This window comes from Lentzea terrae (genome assembly GCF_003265345.1).
Classification (GTDB): domain Bacteria; phylum Actinomycetota; class Actinomycetes; order Mycobacteriales; family Pseudonocardiaceae; genus Lentzea; species Lentzea terrae.
Map to the genome: position 1 here is coordinate 72,013 of NZ_QFWW01000017.1, position 20,191 is coordinate 92,203.

Annotated in this window: 17 protein-coding genes; 4 read left to right on the forward strand and 13 right to left on the reverse strand. The window is 69.2% G+C overall.

Annotation, left to right across the window (positions count from 1 at the left end):
- Positions 1-17: 17 nt before the first annotated feature.
- Positions 18-884, forward strand: a complete 867-nt coding sequence (locus DI276_RS21505; RefSeq protein WP_157984857.1) for an aminoglycoside phosphotransferase family protein — start codon at positions 18-20, stop codon at positions 882-884.
- 36 nt (positions 885-920) lie between these two features.
- Positions 921-3,950 carry a BTAD domain-containing putative transcriptional regulator gene (locus DI276_RS21510; RefSeq protein WP_232836807.1) on the forward strand — a complete coding sequence of 1,010 codons (3,030 nt, stop codon included), beginning with the start codon at positions 921-923 and terminating at the stop codon, positions 3,948-3,950.
- Here DI276_RS21510 and DI276_RS21515 read toward each other — a convergent pair.
- Positions 3,932-4,705, reverse strand: coding sequence for an ABC transporter permease (locus DI276_RS21515; protein ID WP_112266086.1), 774 nt, complete (start codon positions 4,703-4,705; stop codon positions 3,932-3,934). The two genes, DI276_RS21510 and DI276_RS21515, sit on opposite strands and share 19 nt — an antisense overlap.
- Positions 4,702-5,655 (reverse strand): ATP-binding cassette domain-containing protein, encoded by a 954-nt coding sequence (locus DI276_RS21520; protein ID WP_112266088.1) that lies wholly within the window; start codon positions 5,653-5,655, stop codon positions 4,702-4,704. Before DI276_RS21520 ends, DI276_RS21515 begins: the two co-directional genes overlap by 4 nt.
- Positions 5,656-5,764: 109 nt before the next feature.
- Between DI276_RS21520 and DI276_RS21525 the strand changes: the two genes are divergently transcribed.
- The gene (locus tag DI276_RS21525) at positions 5,765-6,250 is read left to right on the forward strand and encodes a glutathione peroxidase (protein ID WP_112266090.1); all 486 of its coding nucleotides are present in this window, start codon (positions 5,765-5,767) and stop codon (positions 6,248-6,250) included.
- Here the strand turns inward: DI276_RS21525 and DI276_RS21530 are convergent.
- The 11 genes from DI276_RS21530 to DI276_RS21580 form a co-directional block, all read right to left on the reverse strand.
- Positions 6,247-6,693: a winged helix-turn-helix transcriptional regulator gene (locus tag DI276_RS21530; protein WP_112266092.1), complete on the reverse strand. Its 447-nt coding sequence runs from the start codon at positions 6,691-6,693 to the stop codon at positions 6,247-6,249. The genes DI276_RS21525 and DI276_RS21530 overlap by 4 nt on opposite strands.
- Positions 6,690-7,631 carry an LLM class F420-dependent oxidoreductase gene (locus DI276_RS21535; RefSeq protein WP_112266094.1) on the reverse strand — a complete coding sequence of 314 codons (942 nt, stop codon included), beginning with the start codon at positions 7,629-7,631 and terminating at the stop codon, positions 6,690-6,692. Before DI276_RS21535 ends, DI276_RS21530 begins: the two co-directional genes overlap by 4 nt.
- Positions 7,628-8,737, reverse strand: a complete 1,110-nt coding sequence (locus DI276_RS21540) for an acyl-CoA dehydrogenase family protein (RefSeq protein WP_112266096.1) — start codon at positions 8,735-8,737, stop codon at positions 7,628-7,630. Before DI276_RS21540 ends, DI276_RS21535 begins: the two co-directional genes overlap by 4 nt.
- Before the next feature lie 80 nt (positions 8,738-8,817).
- Positions 8,818-10,302 carry an alpha/beta hydrolase gene (locus DI276_RS21545; RefSeq protein ID WP_232836808.1) on the reverse strand — a complete coding sequence of 495 codons (1,485 nt, stop codon included), beginning with the start codon at positions 10,300-10,302 and terminating at the stop codon, positions 8,818-8,820.
- 74 nt (positions 10,303-10,376) lie between these two features.
- A complete protein-coding gene (locus tag DI276_RS21550; RefSeq protein WP_112266099.1) occupies positions 10,377-10,769 on the reverse strand; it encodes a hypothetical protein in 393 nt (130 codons plus the stop codon).
- Positions 10,770-10,866: 97 nt separating this feature from the next.
- Positions 10,867-14,436, reverse strand: coding sequence for a WD40 repeat domain-containing protein (locus tag DI276_RS21555; RefSeq protein WP_112266111.1), 3,570 nt, complete (start codon positions 14,434-14,436; stop codon positions 10,867-10,869).
- A 61-nt stretch (positions 14,437-14,497) separates the two neighbouring features.
- On the reverse strand, positions 14,498-15,244 hold the full coding sequence (locus DI276_RS21560) for a glucose 1-dehydrogenase (protein WP_112266113.1): 747 nt from the start codon (positions 15,242-15,244) through the stop codon (positions 14,498-14,500).
- Positions 15,245-16,750, reverse strand: a complete 1,506-nt coding sequence (locus tag DI276_RS21565) for an aldehyde dehydrogenase family protein (protein WP_112266115.1) — start codon at positions 16,748-16,750, stop codon at positions 15,245-15,247.
- A gap of 8 nt (positions 16,751-16,758) precedes the next feature.
- Positions 16,759-17,607, reverse strand: coding sequence for an SDR family NAD(P)-dependent oxidoreductase (locus DI276_RS21570; protein WP_112266117.1), 849 nt, complete (start codon positions 17,605-17,607; stop codon positions 16,759-16,761).
- Positions 17,608-17,616: 9 nt separating this feature from the next.
- Positions 17,617-18,702: a Zn-dependent alcohol dehydrogenase gene (locus tag DI276_RS21575; protein ID WP_112266119.1), complete on the reverse strand. Its 1,086-nt coding sequence runs from the start codon at positions 18,700-18,702 to the stop codon at positions 17,617-17,619.
- 90 nt (positions 18,703-18,792) lie between these two features.
- Positions 18,793-18,984, reverse strand: a complete 192-nt coding sequence (locus tag DI276_RS21580; protein ID WP_112266121.1) for a ferredoxin — start codon at positions 18,982-18,984, stop codon at positions 18,793-18,795.
- 45 nt (positions 18,985-19,029) lie between these two features.
- Here DI276_RS21580 and DI276_RS21585 point away from each other — a divergent pair, with 45 nt between their 5' ends.
- Complete coding sequence (locus DI276_RS21585; RefSeq protein ID WP_112266123.1) at positions 19,030-20,190, forward strand: acyl-CoA dehydrogenase family protein; 1,161 nt, start codon at positions 19,030-19,032, stop codon at positions 20,188-20,190.
- Position 20,191: the final 1 nt, after the last annotated feature.

A 20,191-nucleotide genomic window follows, 5' to 3' on the forward strand; every position in this document is an offset into this window, starting at 1 on the left:
ATCATTACATTGCCGATGTGACGGTGGAGCAGATCCTGGCCGCAGCCGACCTGACCGAGTTCACCGTGCGACCGCTGGGTGGCGGCACGTACAACGACGTGTACCGGGTGACGTCACCGGAAGGCGACTTCGTGCTCAAGGTCTCGCCGCCTGACCAGCCAGGACTCACCTACGAACGCCACCTGATGCGCACGGAGGCGATGTTCTGCACGCTCGGCCGCGCGGTCGCACCCGTGCCGGAGGTCGTGCACACCGACTTCTCCCGCACCCTGGTCAGAGGCGACGCTCTCCTCACCACATGCCTGCCAGGCGAGCCGCTCTTCGGACGCGCAGACGTCGACCGGCCGTTGATCCGACGTCAGCTGGGCACGGCAGTGGCGGCGTTGCACGAGATCACCGGGCCCGGCTTCGGCTATCCGCAGCTCGGTCTGCACGAGTCGTGGACCGAGGCGTTCTTCGCGATGTTCGACGCGGTCAAGGCCGACGCGGCGCGGTTCGGCGTGCCGCTGCCGGTGATCCCCTTGCCCAAGGCGGTGTTCGACGAGGTCGAGCGGCCGTCGCTGGTGCACTTCGACCTCTGGGACGGCAACATCCTGAGCGGGTCCGGACTGACCGGCCTGGTCGACGGCGAGCGGGCGTTCTGGGGCGATCCGGTGGCCGAGTTCGTGTCGCTGGCGCTGTTCGGGTCGATCGAGGACGACGTGGACTTCCTCACCGGTTACGGCTTCCGCTTCACCGACTCCGCCCGCGTGCGCCTCGCCGCCTACCAGGCGTACCTGTACTCGATCATGCTGGTCGAACGCGTGCCGCGCGGCAGCGCCGACCCCGAGTTCGAGAACCTGATCACCGCCGCGCTCACGCGGGCACTCGACGTTCTCCGCTGATCGCCACAGCTGATCTGGAAAGCTGGACGTGTGCGCGTGGCATTGCTGGGCCCGACGACGGTCGAGGCCGACGATGGCACACCGGTCGACATCGGTGGTGCCCGCGTCCGCATGCTCCTCGCCCGCCTCGCGCTCGACCCCGGCCGGCCGGTACCGACGACGACGCTGATCGACGACCTGTGGGGCGAACAACCTCCCGCGGACGCGTCGAACGCCCTGCAGTCGCTGGTGTCACGGCTGCGCAAGGTCTGCCCGGACGTGACGCTGGAGCCGGGCGGCTACCGGCTCGCGATCGCCCAGGACGACGTCGACGTGTTCCGGTTCGAACGGCTGCGCGCGGCCGGGCAGCTGGACGAGGCGCTCGGGTTGTGGCGCGGCGAGGCGTTGGCCGACGTGCGGGATGCGCCGTTCGCCCAGCCTGCGGCCGCACGGCTCGACGAAGCCCGGCTCACCGCCGAGGAAGAACGCGGCGAGCTGGACGCCGCCGCGCTGACCGCGTTGCACGAGAAGCACCCGTTGCGGGAGCGCCTGGCCGGGTTGCTGATGCGGGCGTTGTGCGCGCAGGGCCGGCAGTCGGACGCGTTGCGCGTCTACGAGAAGGTTCGCCGGCGCCTCGCCGACGAGCTGGGCGTCGACCCGTCGCAGGAGCTCCAGGACGTCCACCTCGCGGCGCTGCGCGGAGAGCTCACGCCGCGGGCCGCGGTCGACCGGTTGCCCGTGCGGCTCACGAGCTTCGTCGGCCGCGACGAGGAGCTCGCCCAGATCACCGCCCAGCTGGGTGCCGCGCGGCTGGTGACGCTGGTCGGTCCGGGCGGCGCGGGCAAGACTCGGCTCGCCACCGAGGCCGCGGCACGGCATCCGTTGCACACCAAGGGACGCGTGTGGTTCGCGGCGCTGGCGGGCGTGCGCGTCCAGGAGGACCTGGCCGGTGCGGTGCTGGCCGCGTTCGACCTGACGTTCGGCGGGGATCCGTTGCGGCGCAGGTCAGAGGGCATGAACCGGATCGCCGAGGTGCTGAGCGCCGGCGACTCGTTGCTGGTGCTGGACAACTGCGAGCACCTCATCGGCGCGGCCGCGGAGTTCGCCGGTGATCTGCTGCGCAGGGTGCCGAACCTGCGCATCCTCGCGACCAGCCGCGAGCCGCTCGCGATCGACGGCGAGTCGCTGTGCCAGGTGGGGCCGCTCGCGGTGCCCAACGGGCAGACCGACATCGCCGGGTTCGGCGCGGTGCGGCTGTTCCTGGACCGGGCCAGCGCGGTGAAGCCGGGGTTCGTGCTCGACGAGTCCACTGTGGACGACGTGAAGCAGATCTGCCGCCGGCTCGACGGCATGCCGCTCGCACTGGAGCTGGCGGCGGCGCGGTTGCGGTCCATGACGGTCCGGCAGATCACCCAGCGGCTCGACGACAGGTTCCGGTTGCTGACCTCGGGCAGCCGCACCGCCCTCCCGCGGCAGCGCACGTTGCGAGCGGTCGTGGAGTGGAGCTGGGACCTGCTGACCGAGGAGGAGCTCCAGCTCGCGCGCCGGCTCTCGGTGTTCCCGGCGGGAGCCGACCTCGCCGCGATCGAGCAGATCTGCCACGACGACGCGTTGTACGTGCTCACGTCGCTGGTCGAGAAGTCCATTGTCGACGTCTTCGAGCTGGACGGCGAGCCGCGCTACCGGATGCTGGAGACTATCCGGGTGTACGCGGCGGAACAGCTCGACGCGTCCGGGGAGCAGCGGGAGATTCTCGGCCGGTTCCGGCGGTACTACCGGGACCTGACCTACCAGTGGGAACCGCACATCCGCACCTCCCGCCAGATCGAGGCGATCGGGATCTACGAGGCAGAACAGGACAACATCGTCGCCGCGTTGCGCGGCGCGATGGACGACCGGGAGGTCGAGCTGGCGGCCGACCTGCTCGGCGGCGTTGCCTGGTACTGGCTGGTCAAGGGCGACAACGAACGCGCGGAACTGTCGGTGCGCGAGATCCTGTCCTTCGGCGACGCCCTGCCGGAGGACCTGTCCGCCATGTTCCGGGTGATGCAGCTGCTCATGGCCGCGGTGCCCGGCCTGCCGGAAAAGCACGTCGCCGCGACCATCATCGAGGACTGCGTGCGCACCGGCGCCACCCAGAAGTACCCGTCGCTGGCGATCGCGCTGCCGATGCTCGCGTTCCTCACCCAGAACCGGGAGCTGGCCCGCCGTGAGGTGGCACGGGCGGCGGCGAGCGAGGACCCGTGGGCGCGGGCGGCAGCCGACTGGGCGTTGAGCTTCATCTTCGCCGACGACGGTGATCTCGACAGCGCCGAACTGGCGCGTGACCGCGCGTACGACCAGTTCGTGGCCGTGGGCGACCGGTGGGGTTCGGCGATGACGCTCGGTATGAAGGCCGCGTTCGTCTCGCACACCGGCGACAACGAAGCCGCGATCGCGTTGTACCAACGGGGTCTCGCGGTGGCGTTGGAACTGCGGTCCCAGGACGACGCGGTGCAGCAAAGGTGGCGGCTCGCGGTCGAGTACGCCCGGCTCGGCGACCACGAGACCGCTGCCCGCGAGGTGGCCGAAGCCGAGAAGTACGTCCAGGACATCGGCAACGACCAGATGTCCATCATGATCGGCTACGCGAAGGCCGAGGTCGTGCTGCGCGCCGGCCGGACAGCCGAGGCACGGGAGCTGAGCGCGCGCTTCAAGGAACAGGCCACTCGCTCGGTCTTGCTCGGGTCGTTCGTCACCGAGTGGTCGGCACTGCTCGACGGCCGCATCGCGGTCGCGGACGGCGCCCCGGACGAGGCGGAGGCGTGCGCCGCCGTGGCGATCGGTTCGACGTCCGAGCGGGGCGACATGCCGGACCTGGCCACGGCGGCCGAACTCCTGGCGCTGGTCCGGCACGCGCAGGGCCGCGACGACACCGCGTACCGGCTGCTCGGGCTCGCCCAGGTGATCCGCGGCCGGATCGACCTGGGCGACCCCGATCTGCGGCGCCTCGTCTCGTTGGTCGGTGAGCCGGAACGTCCGTCGCTCACCAAAGCCGAGGCGCTGCGGGAGATCCGTGCGGAGGCAGCTCAAACCCGCTTGCGGTAGGCCCACATCGCGAGCGGGAAGAACACCGCGACCGCCGCGACCATCCAGATCAGCGACCCGGTGAGCGGCCCCGCGATCGGACCGCCGTTGAGCAGCCCGCGCACCGTGTCCGCGAGCAGGCTCACCGGACTGATGTCCGCCCACGCCTTCAGCCAGCCCGGCATCGTGGAGGTGCCCACGAACACGTTGCTGCCGAACGTCAACGGCATGATCAGCACGAACATCAGGCCCTGCACCGCCTGCGGCGTCTTGAGCAGCATGCCCACGAACACCGATGCCCAGCAGAAGCACAGCCCGAACGCCAGCGCCAGGCCCACCGCGACCAGCAGCTCCACCGGCCCGGTCTGCACCCGGAAGCCCATGATGGTGGCGACCACCAACAGCACCAGGATGCACACGACGTACCGCACGATGTCCGCCAGCACCGCCCCGATGAGCGGTGCGGAACGGGCGATCGGCATGGCGCGGAACCGGTCGAACACGCCCTTGGACACGTCCGTGTTGAGCTGCACGCCCGCCGTCATGCTGGCCTGCAGGATGTTCATCACCAGGATGCCCGGCACGAGCATCTGCAGGTACGCGTCGGTGTTGCCGGCGAGCGCGCCACCGAACAGGTAGGTGAACATCACCAGGAAGACGATCGGTGCGATCGTCACGTCGGCGAGCTGCTCGGGGTTCTTGCGGATCTTGAGGATGCCGCGCCAGGCCAGCGAAAGCCCGTGCCGCGCACCCCGATCGAGTGCGATGGTGGTCATGCCAGGCTCCCTTCGGGCTCGCGCTTTCCGGTCAGCGCCAGGAACACCTCGTCGAGCGAGGGCAGCCGCAGCGCCAGCTCGTCCGCGGTGATCCCGGCCTCGTCCAGCTTGCGGACCAAAGTGGACAGCAACACCGGATCGTTGACCGGGGCGGTGAGCAGGCCCGAGTCGTCGTTCCTCGTCGGCCTCGTTCCGGTGAGGTCACCGAGAATCCGTTGCACCACATCGAGATCGCGGGCTGATGTGGGTCGCACCTGCAACGTTTGGCCGCCCACGCGGCGTTTCAGCTCGTCCGGCCTGCCTTCGGCTACCACGCGGCCGTGGTCGAACACCGTGATCGTGTCCGCCAGTTGGTCCGCTTCCTCCAGGTACTGCGTGGTCAACAGGACCGTCACCCCGTTCGCGACGAGCTTGCGCACCACGGCCCACACCTCGTTGCGGGCGTGCGGGTCCAAGCCGGTCGTCGGCTCGTCCAGGTAGAGCACCGACGGGTTGCCGACCAGGCTCGCCGCGAGGTCCAGCCGGCGGCGCATACCGCCGGAATAGGTCTTGGCGGCTCGTCCCGCCGCGTCGGTCAGCTCGAACTGCTCCAGGAGCTCGGCTGCCTTGGCGCGTGCGCCGGCGCGGCTGAAGTCGAGCAGCCGGGCCAGCAGGACGAGGTTCTCCGTGCCCGAGAGGTCTTCGTCCACCGAGGCGTATTGGCCGGTCAGGCCGATCAACGACCGGACCGCACGCGGGTTCTTCACCACGTCATGACCCCCGACTGTGGCGTGTCCCGCGTCCGGGCGCAGCAACGTGGCCAGCACCCGCACCGCCGTGGTCTTGCCCGCGCCGTTCGGGCCGAGCACTCCCACGACCTTTCCTTCCGGCACCTCCAGGTCCACCCCGTCCAGGGCCTTGGTCTCCCCGTAGTGCTTGACCAGGCCTTCTGCCCTGATCGCCAGCGACATCGTTCGTTCCTCCCTGTGTCGAGGCGAAGTGTGCGCGGAGGCGCTGGCAGGTCGCGCACAGCGCGCTGTCAGCGGCTGACAGCCGAGATCCATCGGCTACCTTGGTGCCATGGAGATCTACGACATCCCGGTCACCACTCTCGCGGGCGAGCCAGGCGACCTGAGCGCGTTGCGGGGCAAGGTGGCGCTCATCGTCAACGTCGCGTCGCGCTGCGGCCTCACCCCGCAGTACGCGGGCCTGGAGCGGCTCCAGGAGAAGTACGGCGCGGACGGTTTCACCGTGGCCGGCTTCCCGTGCAACCAGTTCGCCGGTCAGGAACCGGGCACCTCCGAGGAGATCGCCACGTTCTGCTCCGCGACCTACGGGGTGTCATTCCCGCTCTACGAGAAGGTCGACGTCAACGGGCCCGACCAGCACCCGCTCTACCAGGAGTTGGTGCGTCACCCCGACGCGGACGGAGCCACCGGCGACGTGCAGTGGAACTTCGAGAAGTTCCTGGTGTCACGCGACGGACAGGTGCTCGGCCGGTTCCGTCCGAGGGTCGAGCCGGAAGACCTGACGATCACCGAGGCGATCGAGGCCGCCCTGCGCTAGCCTGCCCCGCCGGGCCGCGCAGTCACGTTGTGCGCGGTGATCTCCTCACCGCAACACCGGCAGGCCAGGTAAGCCTCCCCCACCTGCCCGCACGCGCTGTGCTCCAACACCACCGCCGGCCCGTCGGGATCGGGAACGTACCGGTCCCCCCACTTCATCAGGATCACGATCGCCGGGAACAACTCCAGCCCGGCCGCAGTGAGCCGGTACTCCTCACGATCCTCCGCGTACGGCGCTCGCTGCAACAACCCGGCGTCCACAAGCGACTTGAGCCGAGCCGACAGCGTGGGCCGCGGGATGTTCAGGTTGCGCACGAACTGCCCGTACCGGCGCACACCGAAGAAGGCCTCGCGCAGGATCAGCAGCGTCCACCGCTCCCCCACCAGATCGAGCGCCCGCCCGACGGACTCACCACGAAACCGGCGGTCCAGAGAGTCGGTCATGTCAGCCCCTTCGTCAGCAGCGGGGAGAGCGTGGTCAGCAGCTGCCGTCCTGCCGGGTCCGACGCGGTCACCGGCACCAGACCGACGTGCGAAGCACCAGCCGAGAAGTACGCGGAAACGCGGCGGCAGATGTCGGAAGCCGAACCGATCGCGCCAACGGCTTCGAGGAGCGACAACGGGATGTCCGAAGCGAGGGAAGCACGGGACTCACCGGCTCGGGCGCGCTCGACGAGTGCACCGTGGCCGAGCGCGGTGAACATCTCGCCGTAGCCGGGCGGCGCGAGGTAGATGGCCAGCTGTGACCGCATCTGCTGCAGCGCAGCCGCATCAGGGTCGAGGGCCGCAGGGATCCACACCGCGATCGGCGGCGGCACACGCACCAGCGACCCGAGCGACCGGCTCACCTCAGCGACGTGGTCCGCGCTCACCAGGTTGAGCACCACTTCGTCGCCCTCAGCGGCAGCCACGCGCATCATCGCCGGCCCGAACGCCGCGACAGAGATCGACGTGCCGGGAACCGGTTGCTGCAAGCGAAAACCGTGCAGCCGGTTGCCGTTCAACAGCGCCCGCGTCTCCCGCACGCACGAGCGCATCTGAAGAACAGGCTCGAACGGCCGGCCGTGCCACTCCGACACGATCCGCGGACTCGAAGCACCCAGTGCCAGACTGGCTCGCCGTCCGGTAACCGCGACCACAGTGGACAGTCCGAGCGCCAGCGCCACCGGACTGCGCACACCGACGGCCAGCGGGCCGACCCGGAGCGAGATGCTGGAGGTGCGCATACCAACGGCGACCGCCAAGGCGAACGCGTCGAACGTCGCCATCTCGCCGATCCACAGCGCGCCGAACCCGGCCTCGTCCGCGGCGACCGCGATGTCGAGCGCTTCGGCAGGTGGGCGGTCCAGCCAGAACGGCGTCACCACGCCGACAGAGGTCACAGCTGTTCCGTCCGCGCGGGCAGGCCCAGCAACACCTTTCCAGGCACCTCGTACGAAACCAGGTTCACCTGGAAGTGCGCTGTGGCCGTGTGCGCGTCACGGAACCGCCGTTGCAGCGCCGCCCCGTCGTAGATCGCACCTCCACCCGACAGGTCGTAGAGCGAAGAGACCACCGATCGGGCCGTCCGCGTCGCGAAAGTGGCGGCCAGGCGCAACTCCGTCCGAGCCGACACCGAGACCGGCGAAGAACCCTGTGCCTCCTCCCAAGCGGCGGACACCGCCGAGTAGAAGAACGCGCGGGCAGCCTTCAGGGAAGCCGATGCCTCGGCAACCGCGGCTTGTACGGCCGAGCGCTCGGCCAACGTCCGACTCGATCCGAACGGACTCCGCTCAACCGCCAACGCGAGGAAGTCGTCCAGCGCACCGAAAGCGTTCCCGAGCGCCGCAGAGGCAACGGACAGCGCGAAGAACCCGAACACCGGAAAACGGTACAGCGCAGACGCATCACCCAACGGACCGTCCATAACGGACAGAACACGGTGCGGAGGAACGAACACGGACCGAGCCACCGAGTCGTGACTGCCGGTCCCGCGCAACCCCGTCGTGTGCCAGGTGTCGAGCACCTCCAGCGACGACTTCGGCAGCGCCGCCACCTTCATCGCCCCGGCCGAGTCGACGAACCCGGCGAACAACCAGGAAGCGTGCTGAATCCCCGAGCAGAACGACCACTGCCCGGAGATCTCGACACCACCGGGGACGTCGACACCACGTCCCTTCGGCGCCCACACCCCGGCCGCCACCGAGCGCGGGTCTCCGAACACTTCCGAAGCACCCTCAGCGAGCAGGTAGGCACCGAGCAGACCGCTCGTGGCCGCGATCGCCACGCACCAACCGGCGGACGCGTCACCTCGGGCGATGGTCTCCGCGACAGCCAGCGTCTCGGCCGGCGGACGTTCGCCGCCACCCAGTGCACGCGGAACACCCAGCCAGAAGATCTGCTCCTCGTGCAACGCGTCCAGCAGCTCGGGAGCGAGCGCCCGCCCCGCTTCCGTGCGAGGAGCGACCTCGCGGGCGAGATCGGCCACGGTCTGCGCGGCAGCCGGCACAGTTCCTCCCCTGGGTTCAGTTTTCTTACCGGTTCAGTTTCGTTACCGTAGCCACCGAACCCAGGGGTCTGCAAGAACTGTCAGGCGAACGGCAACTTGTCGACGCCGCACGTCTTCTGCGTGGGCAGAACGCCGGTGAAGAGGTACTCCCGCTTCACCTTCTCCGCGCACGCACTGCGCACGTACATGGACGTGTGCCCGTAGCCCTCCACCGTCAGGAACCCGGTGCGCGACATCTCGGCCGCACCGTCCCGAGCACCGTGCAGCGGCGTCGACGGGTCGAACCTGCTGTTGATGAACAGGATCGGCGCCGACGTCCAGCGGTTCCACGGACCGGTGTAGCGGTCGTCGTCCCGACCCTGCCAGAACGCGCAGGCCATCATGTCGTAGACCACCGGACGGCCCCAGTACGGCACGCGCTCGTCCTCGCTCTGGCCGTACCTGGTGTAGGTCGCGGTGTCGCGCGGGAAGTCGCTGTCCGAGCACTGCACCGCGTTGAAACCCTCGAACCGGTTGGTGACGTAGTCGGCAGCGGCCGCGCGGAACGTTGCCGGCGCCTCCCACACGCCCTGCAGCACCCGAGCCGTGTCCTGCCAGGTTTCCGGCTGTGCCAACGCATCCCAGACGGTGCTGATCAGCGTGACGCGGTCGAAGCGGCCGTCCGGCGTGGTGACCGGAGCTGCCGTCACCTTGGCGACGAGGTCCGCCCACTTCTGCCGGAGATCGCCACCCGCGAACGCGCACTTCGCGCCCGGAGCCGCGCACAGCTGCAAGAACTGGTCGAACGTCTCCGCGACCCCGCGCGGCACGTCCTGGCGCGTGTCCAGCGGCACGGTCGTGCCCTGGTCGCCGTGTCCGGTCGCGTTGCCGATGAAGTCGAGCGCACCGTCGAACGCCAAAGCGCGCACCTTGTCCGGGAACATGTTCGCGTAGATCGCGCCCAGGTGCGTGCCGTACGAAATGCCGTGGTACGTCAGCTTCTTGTCGCCGACCGCCTTGCGCAGCAGGTCGAGGTCACGCGCTGTGTTGGCGGACGACACGTGGTCCAGCAGGTCGCCGGACTTCGCCTCACACCGCCGGACGAACTCCCGGTACCCCTCGTAGAACGCCGGTTCCTCCGCGGCGGTGTTCGGGTAGACCGGAATCGAGTTGAGGAACGACTGCTGCTCCTCAACGCTGTCGAAGCACCGGACCGTGGCCGAACGGCCGATGCCGCGCGGATCCCACGACACCACGTCGAACCGCGCGCGCAGCTCCGGCGAGAACAGCCACTCCCACTTGCCGCGCCCCCGCAACCGGTCGACCCCGGACGCGCCCGGCCCGCCGAAGTTCACGAACAGCGAGCCGATCCGCTTGGCCGGGTCGGTCGCCGGCAGCCGGATGACCGCGAGGTCGATCTTCGTGCCGCGCGGCTGGTCGTAGTCGAGCGGCACCTTGGCGGTCGCGCACTGGAACCCGTCCTGACAGTCCTGCCACGTCAGGACGGGCGTCTGCGCCTCTTCCGCAGCGACGGCCGCCGGTGCCAACCCGATCAGCAGCGCGGCCGTCACCAGTATTGACTTCACAATGAGCTCCCCAGGTCTGACCTCTCGATCACGAGACGCCAGAGTTGCCCCAGGGGTTGCACGAGAACTTCAGGTCAGCGGATGTCGAAGCACGGCGCGCCGCGCAGTACGTATCCGGTGCCCGTGTACTCCCAGAGATTCGCGCAGAACCTCGTGCCGATGGGCACGTACTTCTCGACGGTCGTGTCGCGAGAGCCCAGGAGCCAGATGTCGCCCGACCACGGCTCGTTGCGGATGTGTCCGGAGCTGTCGCGGAACTCCCAGTGCCCGGTCATGCCGATCCCGCGGGTCATGGTCACCCGCACCCCGCCGATGAAGTTGCCGCACTTGAACCGCTCCAACTTGGCCGACCCGTGCGAACTGCTGCCGCACGCCTGGGCGCCCACGTCGGACGCCGAGGCCGAGCCGACCCCCAGCAAGACACCCGTGAACGCCACGATCGCACCGATTGCTGCTGTTTTGCGCATGTGCTGTCTTCCTCCCCAGTAGAAGTAACCGCAACGCTAGGCAGCAGAAGTTGATTCGGTTCGATCTGCGGCACGTGAACAACAACCGGTGACCAATTCAGCGGCACGGTGGCCGGAAGTCCAGGCCGGGGAAGTACTTCTCCCACTCCTGAGGTGTGATCACCGGATGAGCTCGCGCACAGATCCGCTCGGCCACGCGCGAAGGATCCACCTCCCACAGCCGAGCCACGTGATCCTGACCCCCAGTGCTCAACACCCGGCCGTCCGGACTGAACGCGACGGAGTGCACCCGGTCCTCGTGCCCGGTCAGCACGGCGGACAGCGCAGGCGCGGAAAGATTCGCCACATCCCAAAGCCGTGCCGTGCGATCGAAACTAGCCGTCGCGAGCGTGCGGCCATCCGGGCTGAACGTCACGGACCAGATCGCGTCGAGGTGCCCGGAAGCGGTCGACAGTTGCCGTGGCGAACCGGGATCGCTGATGTCCCACAACCTTGCGGTGAGGTCGATTCCGGCCGTGGCGAGCGTGCGGCCGTCCGGGGCGAACGACATCGAGTAGACGCGGTCGGTGTGACCGCGCGCCTCGCCGAGCCTGCGCGGGTGCGCCGGATCCACGACGTCGTACAGCCGCACGAGATCGCTCATGGCCACGGCGAGCAGCCGCCCGTCCGGACTGAACTGCACCATGCGGATGTAGTCGGTGAAGTCCTCGATCACCGCGACCGGCGTGGAGGTGTTCGAGAGGTCCCACAACCGCACGGCGTGTTCGGTGCCCGCACCCGCGATCGTCTTGCCGTCCGGGCTCACCGACACCGTGCGCAACGGTGCCTTGTGGCGCAGCACGGCTTGGCGGCTCCCCCACAGCCGGACGGTCTCGTCGATGCTCGCGGTGGCGAGGAAGGAACCGCTGAACGCCACCATCTTCACCGCTTGCTCGTGGCCGGCGAACGTGTCGCGCGCGATCGGGTGGAACGGGTCGCTGACGTCCCAAGTGCGTGCGGTGTAGTCCTCGCTGCCGGTCGCGATCGTCTTGCCGTCCGGGCTGAACGGCGACGACCACACCGCCCCGGTGTGCCCGGCCAGCACCGGTCCCGGCAGGTCGGTGACGAGCACCGTGCGGTCGGCGCTCGCGGTCGCCAGGCTGCGGCTGTCCGGGCTGAACGCCACGCTCCAGATCATGTTCGTGTGTCCCCGGACGCGGTTGACCTTGACCGGTTTGCGCGGGTCGCTGACGTCCCAGACCACCGCGAGGTGGTCCCAGCCCGCGGTCGCGAGCATCCGGCCGTCGGGGCTGAACGCCAGCGACTGCACGGGTTGTTCGTGCCCCTCCAGCACCGCCAGCGGTTCGAGCGCGATGGTCCACAACCGCGCGGTGTGGTCGAAACCGGTGGTCGCCAGCTTGGTGCCGTCCGCGCTGAACGCCACGGACTCGACCGAGTCGGTGTGCGCGGTGATCACGCCGGTCTGCCGCGGGTTGCGCCAGTCCGTGATGTCCCACAGGCGTGCGGTGTCGTCGTCCCCACCCGTGGCGATCATGCGCCCGTCCGTGCTGATCGCCAGCGCCCCGACCGCGCCCGTGTGGCCGCGCAGTTCGGCCAGCGGCGCCGGTGCAGCCGGGTCGGCCAGGTCCCACAACCGGCCGAGACCATCCGCACCCACCGTCGCCAGGATCCGGATGTCCGGGCCGAACACGACCTTGTAGACGTCACCGTCGTGCGCGTTGATCTTCGCCAGCGGTCTCGGTGAGCGCCGATCCGCCAGGTCCCACAGGCGAACCTCGCTGCCCGACAACGCGGCGGCCATCCGCTGACCGTCCGGGCTGAACGCGACGGCGTTCACCACACCGCCCACGTCGGTCAGCACCGCGAGCTCGGCGAACGTCTTGGTGTCCACCAAACGGATCGACCTGTCCATGCCCGCGGTGGCCAGCACCTGGCCGTCCGGGCTGAACGTCGTTGTCAGCACCCAGCCGTCGTGCCCGCCCAACGGCGTGCGGTACGGCGTGGCGAACGCGCTCAGCAGGCTGCCGCGCGCCTCGGTCGTCGGACTCAACCGGTACGCGGCCAGGCTGAGCTGCGCGGCCAACGACGGGTTCACCGACCGCAGCGCGGCCGCCTGGGTCGCGACGTCACGGGACAGCGCGGCATTGCGTTGCTCGGTCGCGTTGCTCTCCGCACGCACCGCGTAAAGCGTCGCGGCGACCGCAGCCAGCAGCAGCACCGACAGCAACGCCACCAGCCGGCGCAACGTGCGCGCACGCAGGCGTTCGGCGGTGCGTTCCCGTTCCGCGGCAATCACACTCGCAGAGAGAAACCGTCGTTCGGTGGCGTTGAGCGCGTGGAAGTTGCGGTCGGCCCAGTCCTTGGCCAGCGCCAGCCTCGTCCCCCGGTACACCGAGCCGTCGTCCTCACCCACCGCCTCCCACGCCTGCGCGGCCGCCGTGAGCTGGCGGTGCACCCGCAGGCCCTCGCGGTCCTCGGCGATCCACTCGCGCAGCCTCGGCCAGGTCCTGATCAACGCCTCGTGCGAGATCTCCACCCCGGCCTCGTCGATCGTCACGAGCCGTGCGGCGGCGAGCCGGTCGAGAACGTCCGCCATGTCGGGGTCGAGCTCGGCGCGACGCACCCGCCGTTTGGTGTCCTCGGTGCCGTCGCCCGGTGCGGTCAGCCGCAGGAACACCTGTCTGGCCAGCAGGCGCTGCCGTTCGTCGAAGGCCTGGTAGGCGTCCTCGGCGGTCTTGGCCACCGCGCCCCTGATCCCGCCGGCGGCCTCGTAACCCAGCAACGTCAGGGTGTTCCCGCGCCGACGCCGCCACGTCTCCAGCAACGCGTGCGACACCAACGGCAGCACGCTCGCCTGGCCCGCGGCGTCAGCGGCAACCTGCGCCATCAACGCGGTTTCCACGGCCAGCCCGGCGCTGGTGGCCGGCCGCGTGACCGCCTGCCGCAGTTCCTCCGCCGTCATCGGGCCCACGGGCACCTGCGCCGCCAGCAGATCCGGATAAGCCAGGCAGTGCTGGTAGAAGTCGGCCCGCAGCCCGAGCACCACCCGGCGGCCGGTCGTCCGCAGCGACTCGACGTAGGAGTCCCGCTCGGCCTCGTCGTGGCACAGCGTGAAGATCTCCTCGAACTGGTCGACCACCACCAGGCCCTCGCCGTCGGGCACCGGCCGGTCCGGGGTGATCACCACGGCCGGACCGGCGAACCGCGGGATCAGCCCGGCCCGCAACAACGACGACTTGCCCGCACCGGACGCGCCGATCACGGTCACCAGCCGGTGCTCGGCGACCCGCGCCACGAGCTCGTCGACCAGGCGTTCGCGACCGAAGAACCGGTCCGCGTCCTCCTGCTGGAACGCCGACAGGCCCACGTACGGCGGGTCTTCGTCCGGCTCCGCGGGCTTCGTCGTCGCGGCGGACACCTCGTGCCAGCGCGCGGACCACTCGTCCTCGTCGCCCTCGCACACCCGCACGTAGGCGAGCGTCACCGCCAGGCTGGGCAGCTTCTGCCCGGCCGCGGCCTGCGACAGGCTCGCCGCCGAGTAGTGCGCCAGCCTGGACAGTTCCCGGTAGGTCGGATTTCCCGCCTTCTCCCGAAGTTTGCGCAGATCCGCCGCGAACCGCAGCAGGATCTCGTCGCCGGACACCAATGGACGCTCACGCCGTGCCATAAATCCCCCAGATAGTTCCCTACCCAGAAGACTACGAAGTCGCCCCGGTGATACCCGGCGTTCAGCTCAAGGCGTGCGTGGCCGTCGCCCCTCCGTCCACGACGAACTCGGCGCCGGTGCAGTACGCACTGTCGTCGCTGGCAAGGAAAAGCACCACGCCCGCGACGTCGTCCGGTTGCCCGACCCTGCGCAGCGCGACCTTCTTGCCGATCGGCGAGATGTCCACCGGACGGCCCAACGCCTCGCCGACCATCGGGGTGTTGATCGCACCGGGATGCACGGAGTTGACCCGGATGCCGTGCTGCCCGAGCTCCATCGCGGCCACCTTGGTCATGCCGCGGATGGCGAACTTGCTTGCCGTGTAAGCAGTCAGGTACGGCATGCCGCCCAGCCCCTCGACGGACGACACGTTCACGATCGAACCGCCGCCCGCCCGCGTCATCGACTCCACGACGGCGCGCATGCCGAGGAACGTGCCGACCTGGTTGATGCCGATCACCCGCTGGTAGTCGGCGAGTGTGGTGTCCGTCAACGCCGAGAAGTGCAGGATGCCGGCGTTGTTCACCAGCACCGTGATGTCGCCGAACGTGCTGATGGTGAACGCGATCGCCTCGGCCCACTCGTCCTCGTCCGACACGTCCAGGTGGCAGTACTCCGCGCCCAGCTCGGCCGCGAGCTCCTTGCCCTGGTCGTCGAGGACGTCGGTGAGCATCACCCGCGCGCCCTCCGCCACGAACCGGCGCGCCGCCGCCGCACCCTGACCACGGGCAGCACCCGTGATCAGAGCGATCTTGCCGTCCAGCCGCATCTACATCATCTCGTCGGTCAGCGGCATCATCACGGTCTTCAGCTCGGTGTAGGCCTCGTAGGCGCTCTGCCCGCCCTCACGACCCAGCCCGGACTGCTTGTACCCGCCGAACGGCACGTGCGGCTCGAGCTGGAACCCGTTGACGCCGACCATGCCGACCCGCAACCTCTTCGACACCCGGAACGCCCGGCGCACGTCGTTCGTGTAGACGCCCGCGCCCAGCCCGTACTCGGTGTCGTTCGCGAGCCGGATCGCTTCTTCCTCGTCGTCGAACGGCACGACGGTGAGCACCGGGCCGAAGATCTCGTCCCGCGCGATCGCCATGTCGTTGCGGGCATCGGCGAAAATCGTCGGTGCGACGAAGTTCCCGGAGGCGAGGTCGCCTTCCAGCCGGGTGCCGCCGGTCACCAGGCGAGCGCCGTCCTCCTGGCCGCGCTCGATGTAGCCGAGCACGCGGTCGAGCTGCTTGGCGTTGATCAACGGGCTGGCGAGCACGGCCGGGTCGAACGGGTCGCCGAACGTCACGGCGCTCGCGAGCATCTGCGCCATGTTCACGAACTCGTCCTGCACGTCCCGCTGGACCAGCGCCCGCGTGTGCGCGACGCAGGCCTGGCCGGACAGGCCCATGGTGACCATGCCCATGCAGGTCATCGCGGCGAGGCCGACGTTCGGCGCGTCCGCGAACACGAGTGCGGGCGACTTCCCGCCCAGCTCCAGGGAAACCCGCTTCATCGTGCCGGCCGAGGCCTCGACGATCCGGCGGCCGATCGCGCGGCTGCCGGTGAAGCTGATCTTGTCGACCGCCGGGTGCGTGATCAGCGCTTCGCCGGTCGGGTCGCCGGGGCCGGTGACGAGGTTGATCGCGCCCTCTGGCAGCCCGGCCTCGATCAGCAGCTCCACCATGCGGATCACGCAGAACGACGCGTACTCCGAGGGCTTCACCACGACCGTGCACCCGGCGGCCAGTGCGGGCGCGATCTTCTGCGCGAACAGCACGAACGGCGCGTTCCACGGCAGGATCGCCGCGACCACGCCGACCGGTTCGCGGAACGTCATCGCCAGGTGGTCGCCGCCCTGGTACGGCGGCAGGGTCTGGCCGCCGACCTTGTCGATCCAGCCCGCGTGGTGGTCGAAGATGTCCGCCGCGATGCCGACCGAGGTGGCGTAGATCTGGCCGAACGACAGCGGCACGCCGTTGTCCAGCGCCTGCAGGCCGCGCAGCTCGTCCGAGTGCTCGCGCAGCAGGTCGCTGTACTTGCGCAGCACCCTGATGCGCTCGCCCGCCTTCGACCGTCCCCACGCGCCCTCGTCGAACGCCTTGCGGGCGGCCAGAACCGCGGCGTCGACGTCCTTGGCCGAGGCGACCGCGAAGCTGCCGATCTCCTCACCGGTCGCGGGGTGGTGGTGGGTCCAGGTCTCGTCCGTCTCGCGGAACTCTCCGCCGATGAGGAGCCGGCCGTCCTTCAGGCCCAGCGTCTCGCGATGCGGTTGGACGGTGAGCGTCACAACTCCTCCTAGAGCGCCATCGTTTCCGTGCAGGAGAACGTCTTCTGGGGATCGCGATCAGCGAAGTAACCGTCGAGATCGGTGAACGCGGTGAACTTCTGCTCCACTGCGGGCGGTGCCATCAGCGCGACCATGCCGCCGTGCACGACGAAGACCTGGCCGTTGATCTGCTCGCCGGACGGTCCGGCCAGGTGCGCCACGAACTTCGCGACGTGCTCGGGCGCCAGCGAGTCGTCGCCTTCCGGCGCGTCGCCGAACACGTGGGCGGTCATGCCCGTGCGGGCACGTGGGCAGATCGCGTTGGCACGGACGCCGTACCGGGACGTGCCGCGCGCGGTCGCGACCGTCAGCGCGGCGATCCCCGCCTTGGCCGCCGCGTAGTTCGCCTGGCCTTCCGAGCCCAGCAGGAACGCCTCGGACGAAGTGTTGACGATCCGCCCGTAGACCGGTTCGCCCGCTGCCTTCGACTGCTGCTTCCACAGCGACACGGCGTTGCGCGACAACAGGAAGTGGCCGCGCAGGTGGACCTTGATCACCAGGTCCCACTCGTCGTCGGACATGTTGAACAACATCCGGTCGCGCAACACACCGGCGTTGTTCACCACGACGTGCAACCCGCCGAACTGCTCGAGCGCGGCGCCGACGAGGGCGTCCGCGGTGCTCCGCTCCCCCACGTCGCCCTCGACCACCACGCACTTCGCGCCCAGCTCGTCGATCTCGGCCGCCGTGGCGTCGGCCGAGCCCGGCAGGTCGTTGAGGACGAGCGAGGCACCAGCTCTGGCCAGCTCCACCGCCTCCGCACGGCCGAGGCCGGCGCCTGCGCCGGTGACGACCGCGACCTTCCCCGCAAGGTCCACAAGAGACTCCTAATCGAAGAGAATCACCTGACGGATCAAGGAACCTCCGCCGCGCAGGGCCTGGAGGCCTTCGTTGACGTCCTCCAGCCTGATCCGCTTGCTGATCATGCTTTCGAGGTCGAGGCGGCCTTCCCGCCACAGCGCGATCATGCGCGGCACGTCCCGGCGGAAGTTCGCCGTCCCGTAGAACGACCCGTGCAGGGTCTTGTCGTGCAGGAACAGTTCCTGGGCGCTGAACGAGACCATCGCGTCCGCCCGACCGGCGCCGACGACGACCGTGTGCCCACCGCGGCGGGTGAGGTCCCAGGCCTGGCGGATCGTCGCGGGAATGCCGACCACGTCGAACACGTAGTCGAAGCCCATGCCGAAGTTGAGCTGGTTGTTCAGATCCGCGATGCCGTCGGGTGTCGTCGCGTGCGTCGCGCCGAACTTCTTCGCGACATCGTGCTTCTCGACGACCGGGTCGACCGCGACGATCCGTGCCGCGGCCGCCAGCCGCGCACCCTGGATCACCGCGACACCCACGCCGCCGCAACCGATCACCGCGACGCTGGAGCCCGGTTCGACCTTCGCGGTGTTGAGCACCGCGCCGACACCGGTCAGGATCCCGCAGGACAGCAGTGCCGCGATCTCCCACGGCACGTCGTCGTCGACCTTCATCGCCGCGTCGGCCGGCACGACCATCTCTTCGGCGAACGCACCGAGTCCGGCGTAACCGAAGGCCGGATTGCCGCCGACGACGAACCTCGGTGACGTGAACGCGGAAATGGTGTGCACGAGGCACAGATGCGCCTGGCCCGTCACGCACTGGGCGCATTTCCCGCACGGCGGCACGAACGTGATCGCCACGTGGTCGCCCACCGCGAGCGACGTGACGGCGCTGCCGATCTCGACGACCTCACCGGCGCCCTCGTGCCCGATGACCCCGGGTGCCAGCGCCGGCAGCGTTCCGTCCATTGCGGACAGGTCGCTGTGGCAGACCCCGCACGCCTTGATCTTGATTTTGACTTCCTGCGGCCCCGGCGCGGTGGTCGTCACGTCGTCGCGGAGCTCGAGCTTGTCGTCGCCTACCTGGTTGAGCACGGCAGCCTTCACCGGTATCACTCCTCGCTGAGCCCGCGGCTGAGGTACCCGCTGAGGTACCCGTCGCACACTAGAATCTGTTCCTGTTCGTGACAAGGTCCATCAGCGTGAGAGCCGCAGCGCCCCCATCGGGCAAGCCTGCACCGCACGTTCGGCCAGCGGCTCCTCCGCGCTGCTCAGCTCACCCTCCCGGATCTGCAGAACCTCATCGTCGTCAAGGTCAAACACCTCAGGCAGGATTGACATGCACTCGCCGTGCGCCTCGCACAGCGAAGGGTCGACGTCGACCTTCATCGCGACCTCCTGACAGCAAGTAGAACTTGTTCTAGAGTAGCGGCCATGCGCATCGGTTTCACGCCCGAACAGGAGCAGTTGCGCCAGGAGCTGCGGGCGTACTTCGCCGCGCTCATGACGCCGGAACGCCGGGCAGGGCTCACCGGCAGCAGCGACTACGGTGACGCCGAGGTGTACAAGGACACCGTCCGTCAGATGGGTCTCGACGGCTGGCTCACCATCGGCTGGCCGGAGGAGTACGGCGGCCGCGACCGGCCGATGATCGAGCAGCTGATCTTCCTCGACGAGGCGTCCGCCGCCGGTGCGCCCGTCCCGTTCCTCACGCTGAACTCCATCGGGCCGACGATCATGGCCTACGGCACGCCCGAGCAAAAGGCGTTCTACCTGCCGCGCATCGCTTCCGGCGAGATCCACTTCGCGATCGGCTACTCCGAGCCCGAGGCCGGCACGGACCTGGCGGGACTGCGCACGCGGGCGGTCCGGGACGGCGACGACTACGTCATCAACGGCCAGAAGATGTGGACCAGCCTCATCCAGTACGCGGACTACGTCTGGCTGGCCTGCCGCACCGACCAGGAGTCGCAGCGGCACCGGGGTTTGAGCATCATCATCGTGCCGACCACCGACCCCGGTTTCTCCTGGACGCCCGTGCCGACGATGTCCGGGCCCACCACCAGCGCCACCTTCTACGACAACGTGCGCGTGCCCGCGGCGAACCTGATCGGCGAGGAGCACAAGGGCTGGAAGCTCATCACCAACCAGCTCAACCACGAACGCGTCGCCCTGTGCTCGGCCGCACCGTTGCAGACCGCGCTGCGCGAAGTTCGTCAATGGGCGGAGGAAACCGGTGCCTCGAAACACGAGTGGGTGCGCCTGCACCTCGCGCGGGTGCACGCCAAGACCGAGTTCCTGAAGCTGATCAACTGGAAGATCGCCGGCGGTGGTGACGAGGCACCGTCACCCGCGGAAGCCTCGGCCACCAAGGTGTTCGGGACCGAGTTCGCCACCGAGGGCTACCGGCTGCTGATGGAAGTGCTGGGCGCCAACGGAATCGTGCGCACCGGTTCGCCAGGCGCGCTGCTGCACGGCCGGGTCGAGCGCATGCACCGCTCGTCGCTGATCCTGACGTTCGGCGGTGGGACCAACGAGATCCAGCGGGACATCATCGCGCGGGTCGGCCTCGGCCTGCCTGCGGTACCTCGGTAAG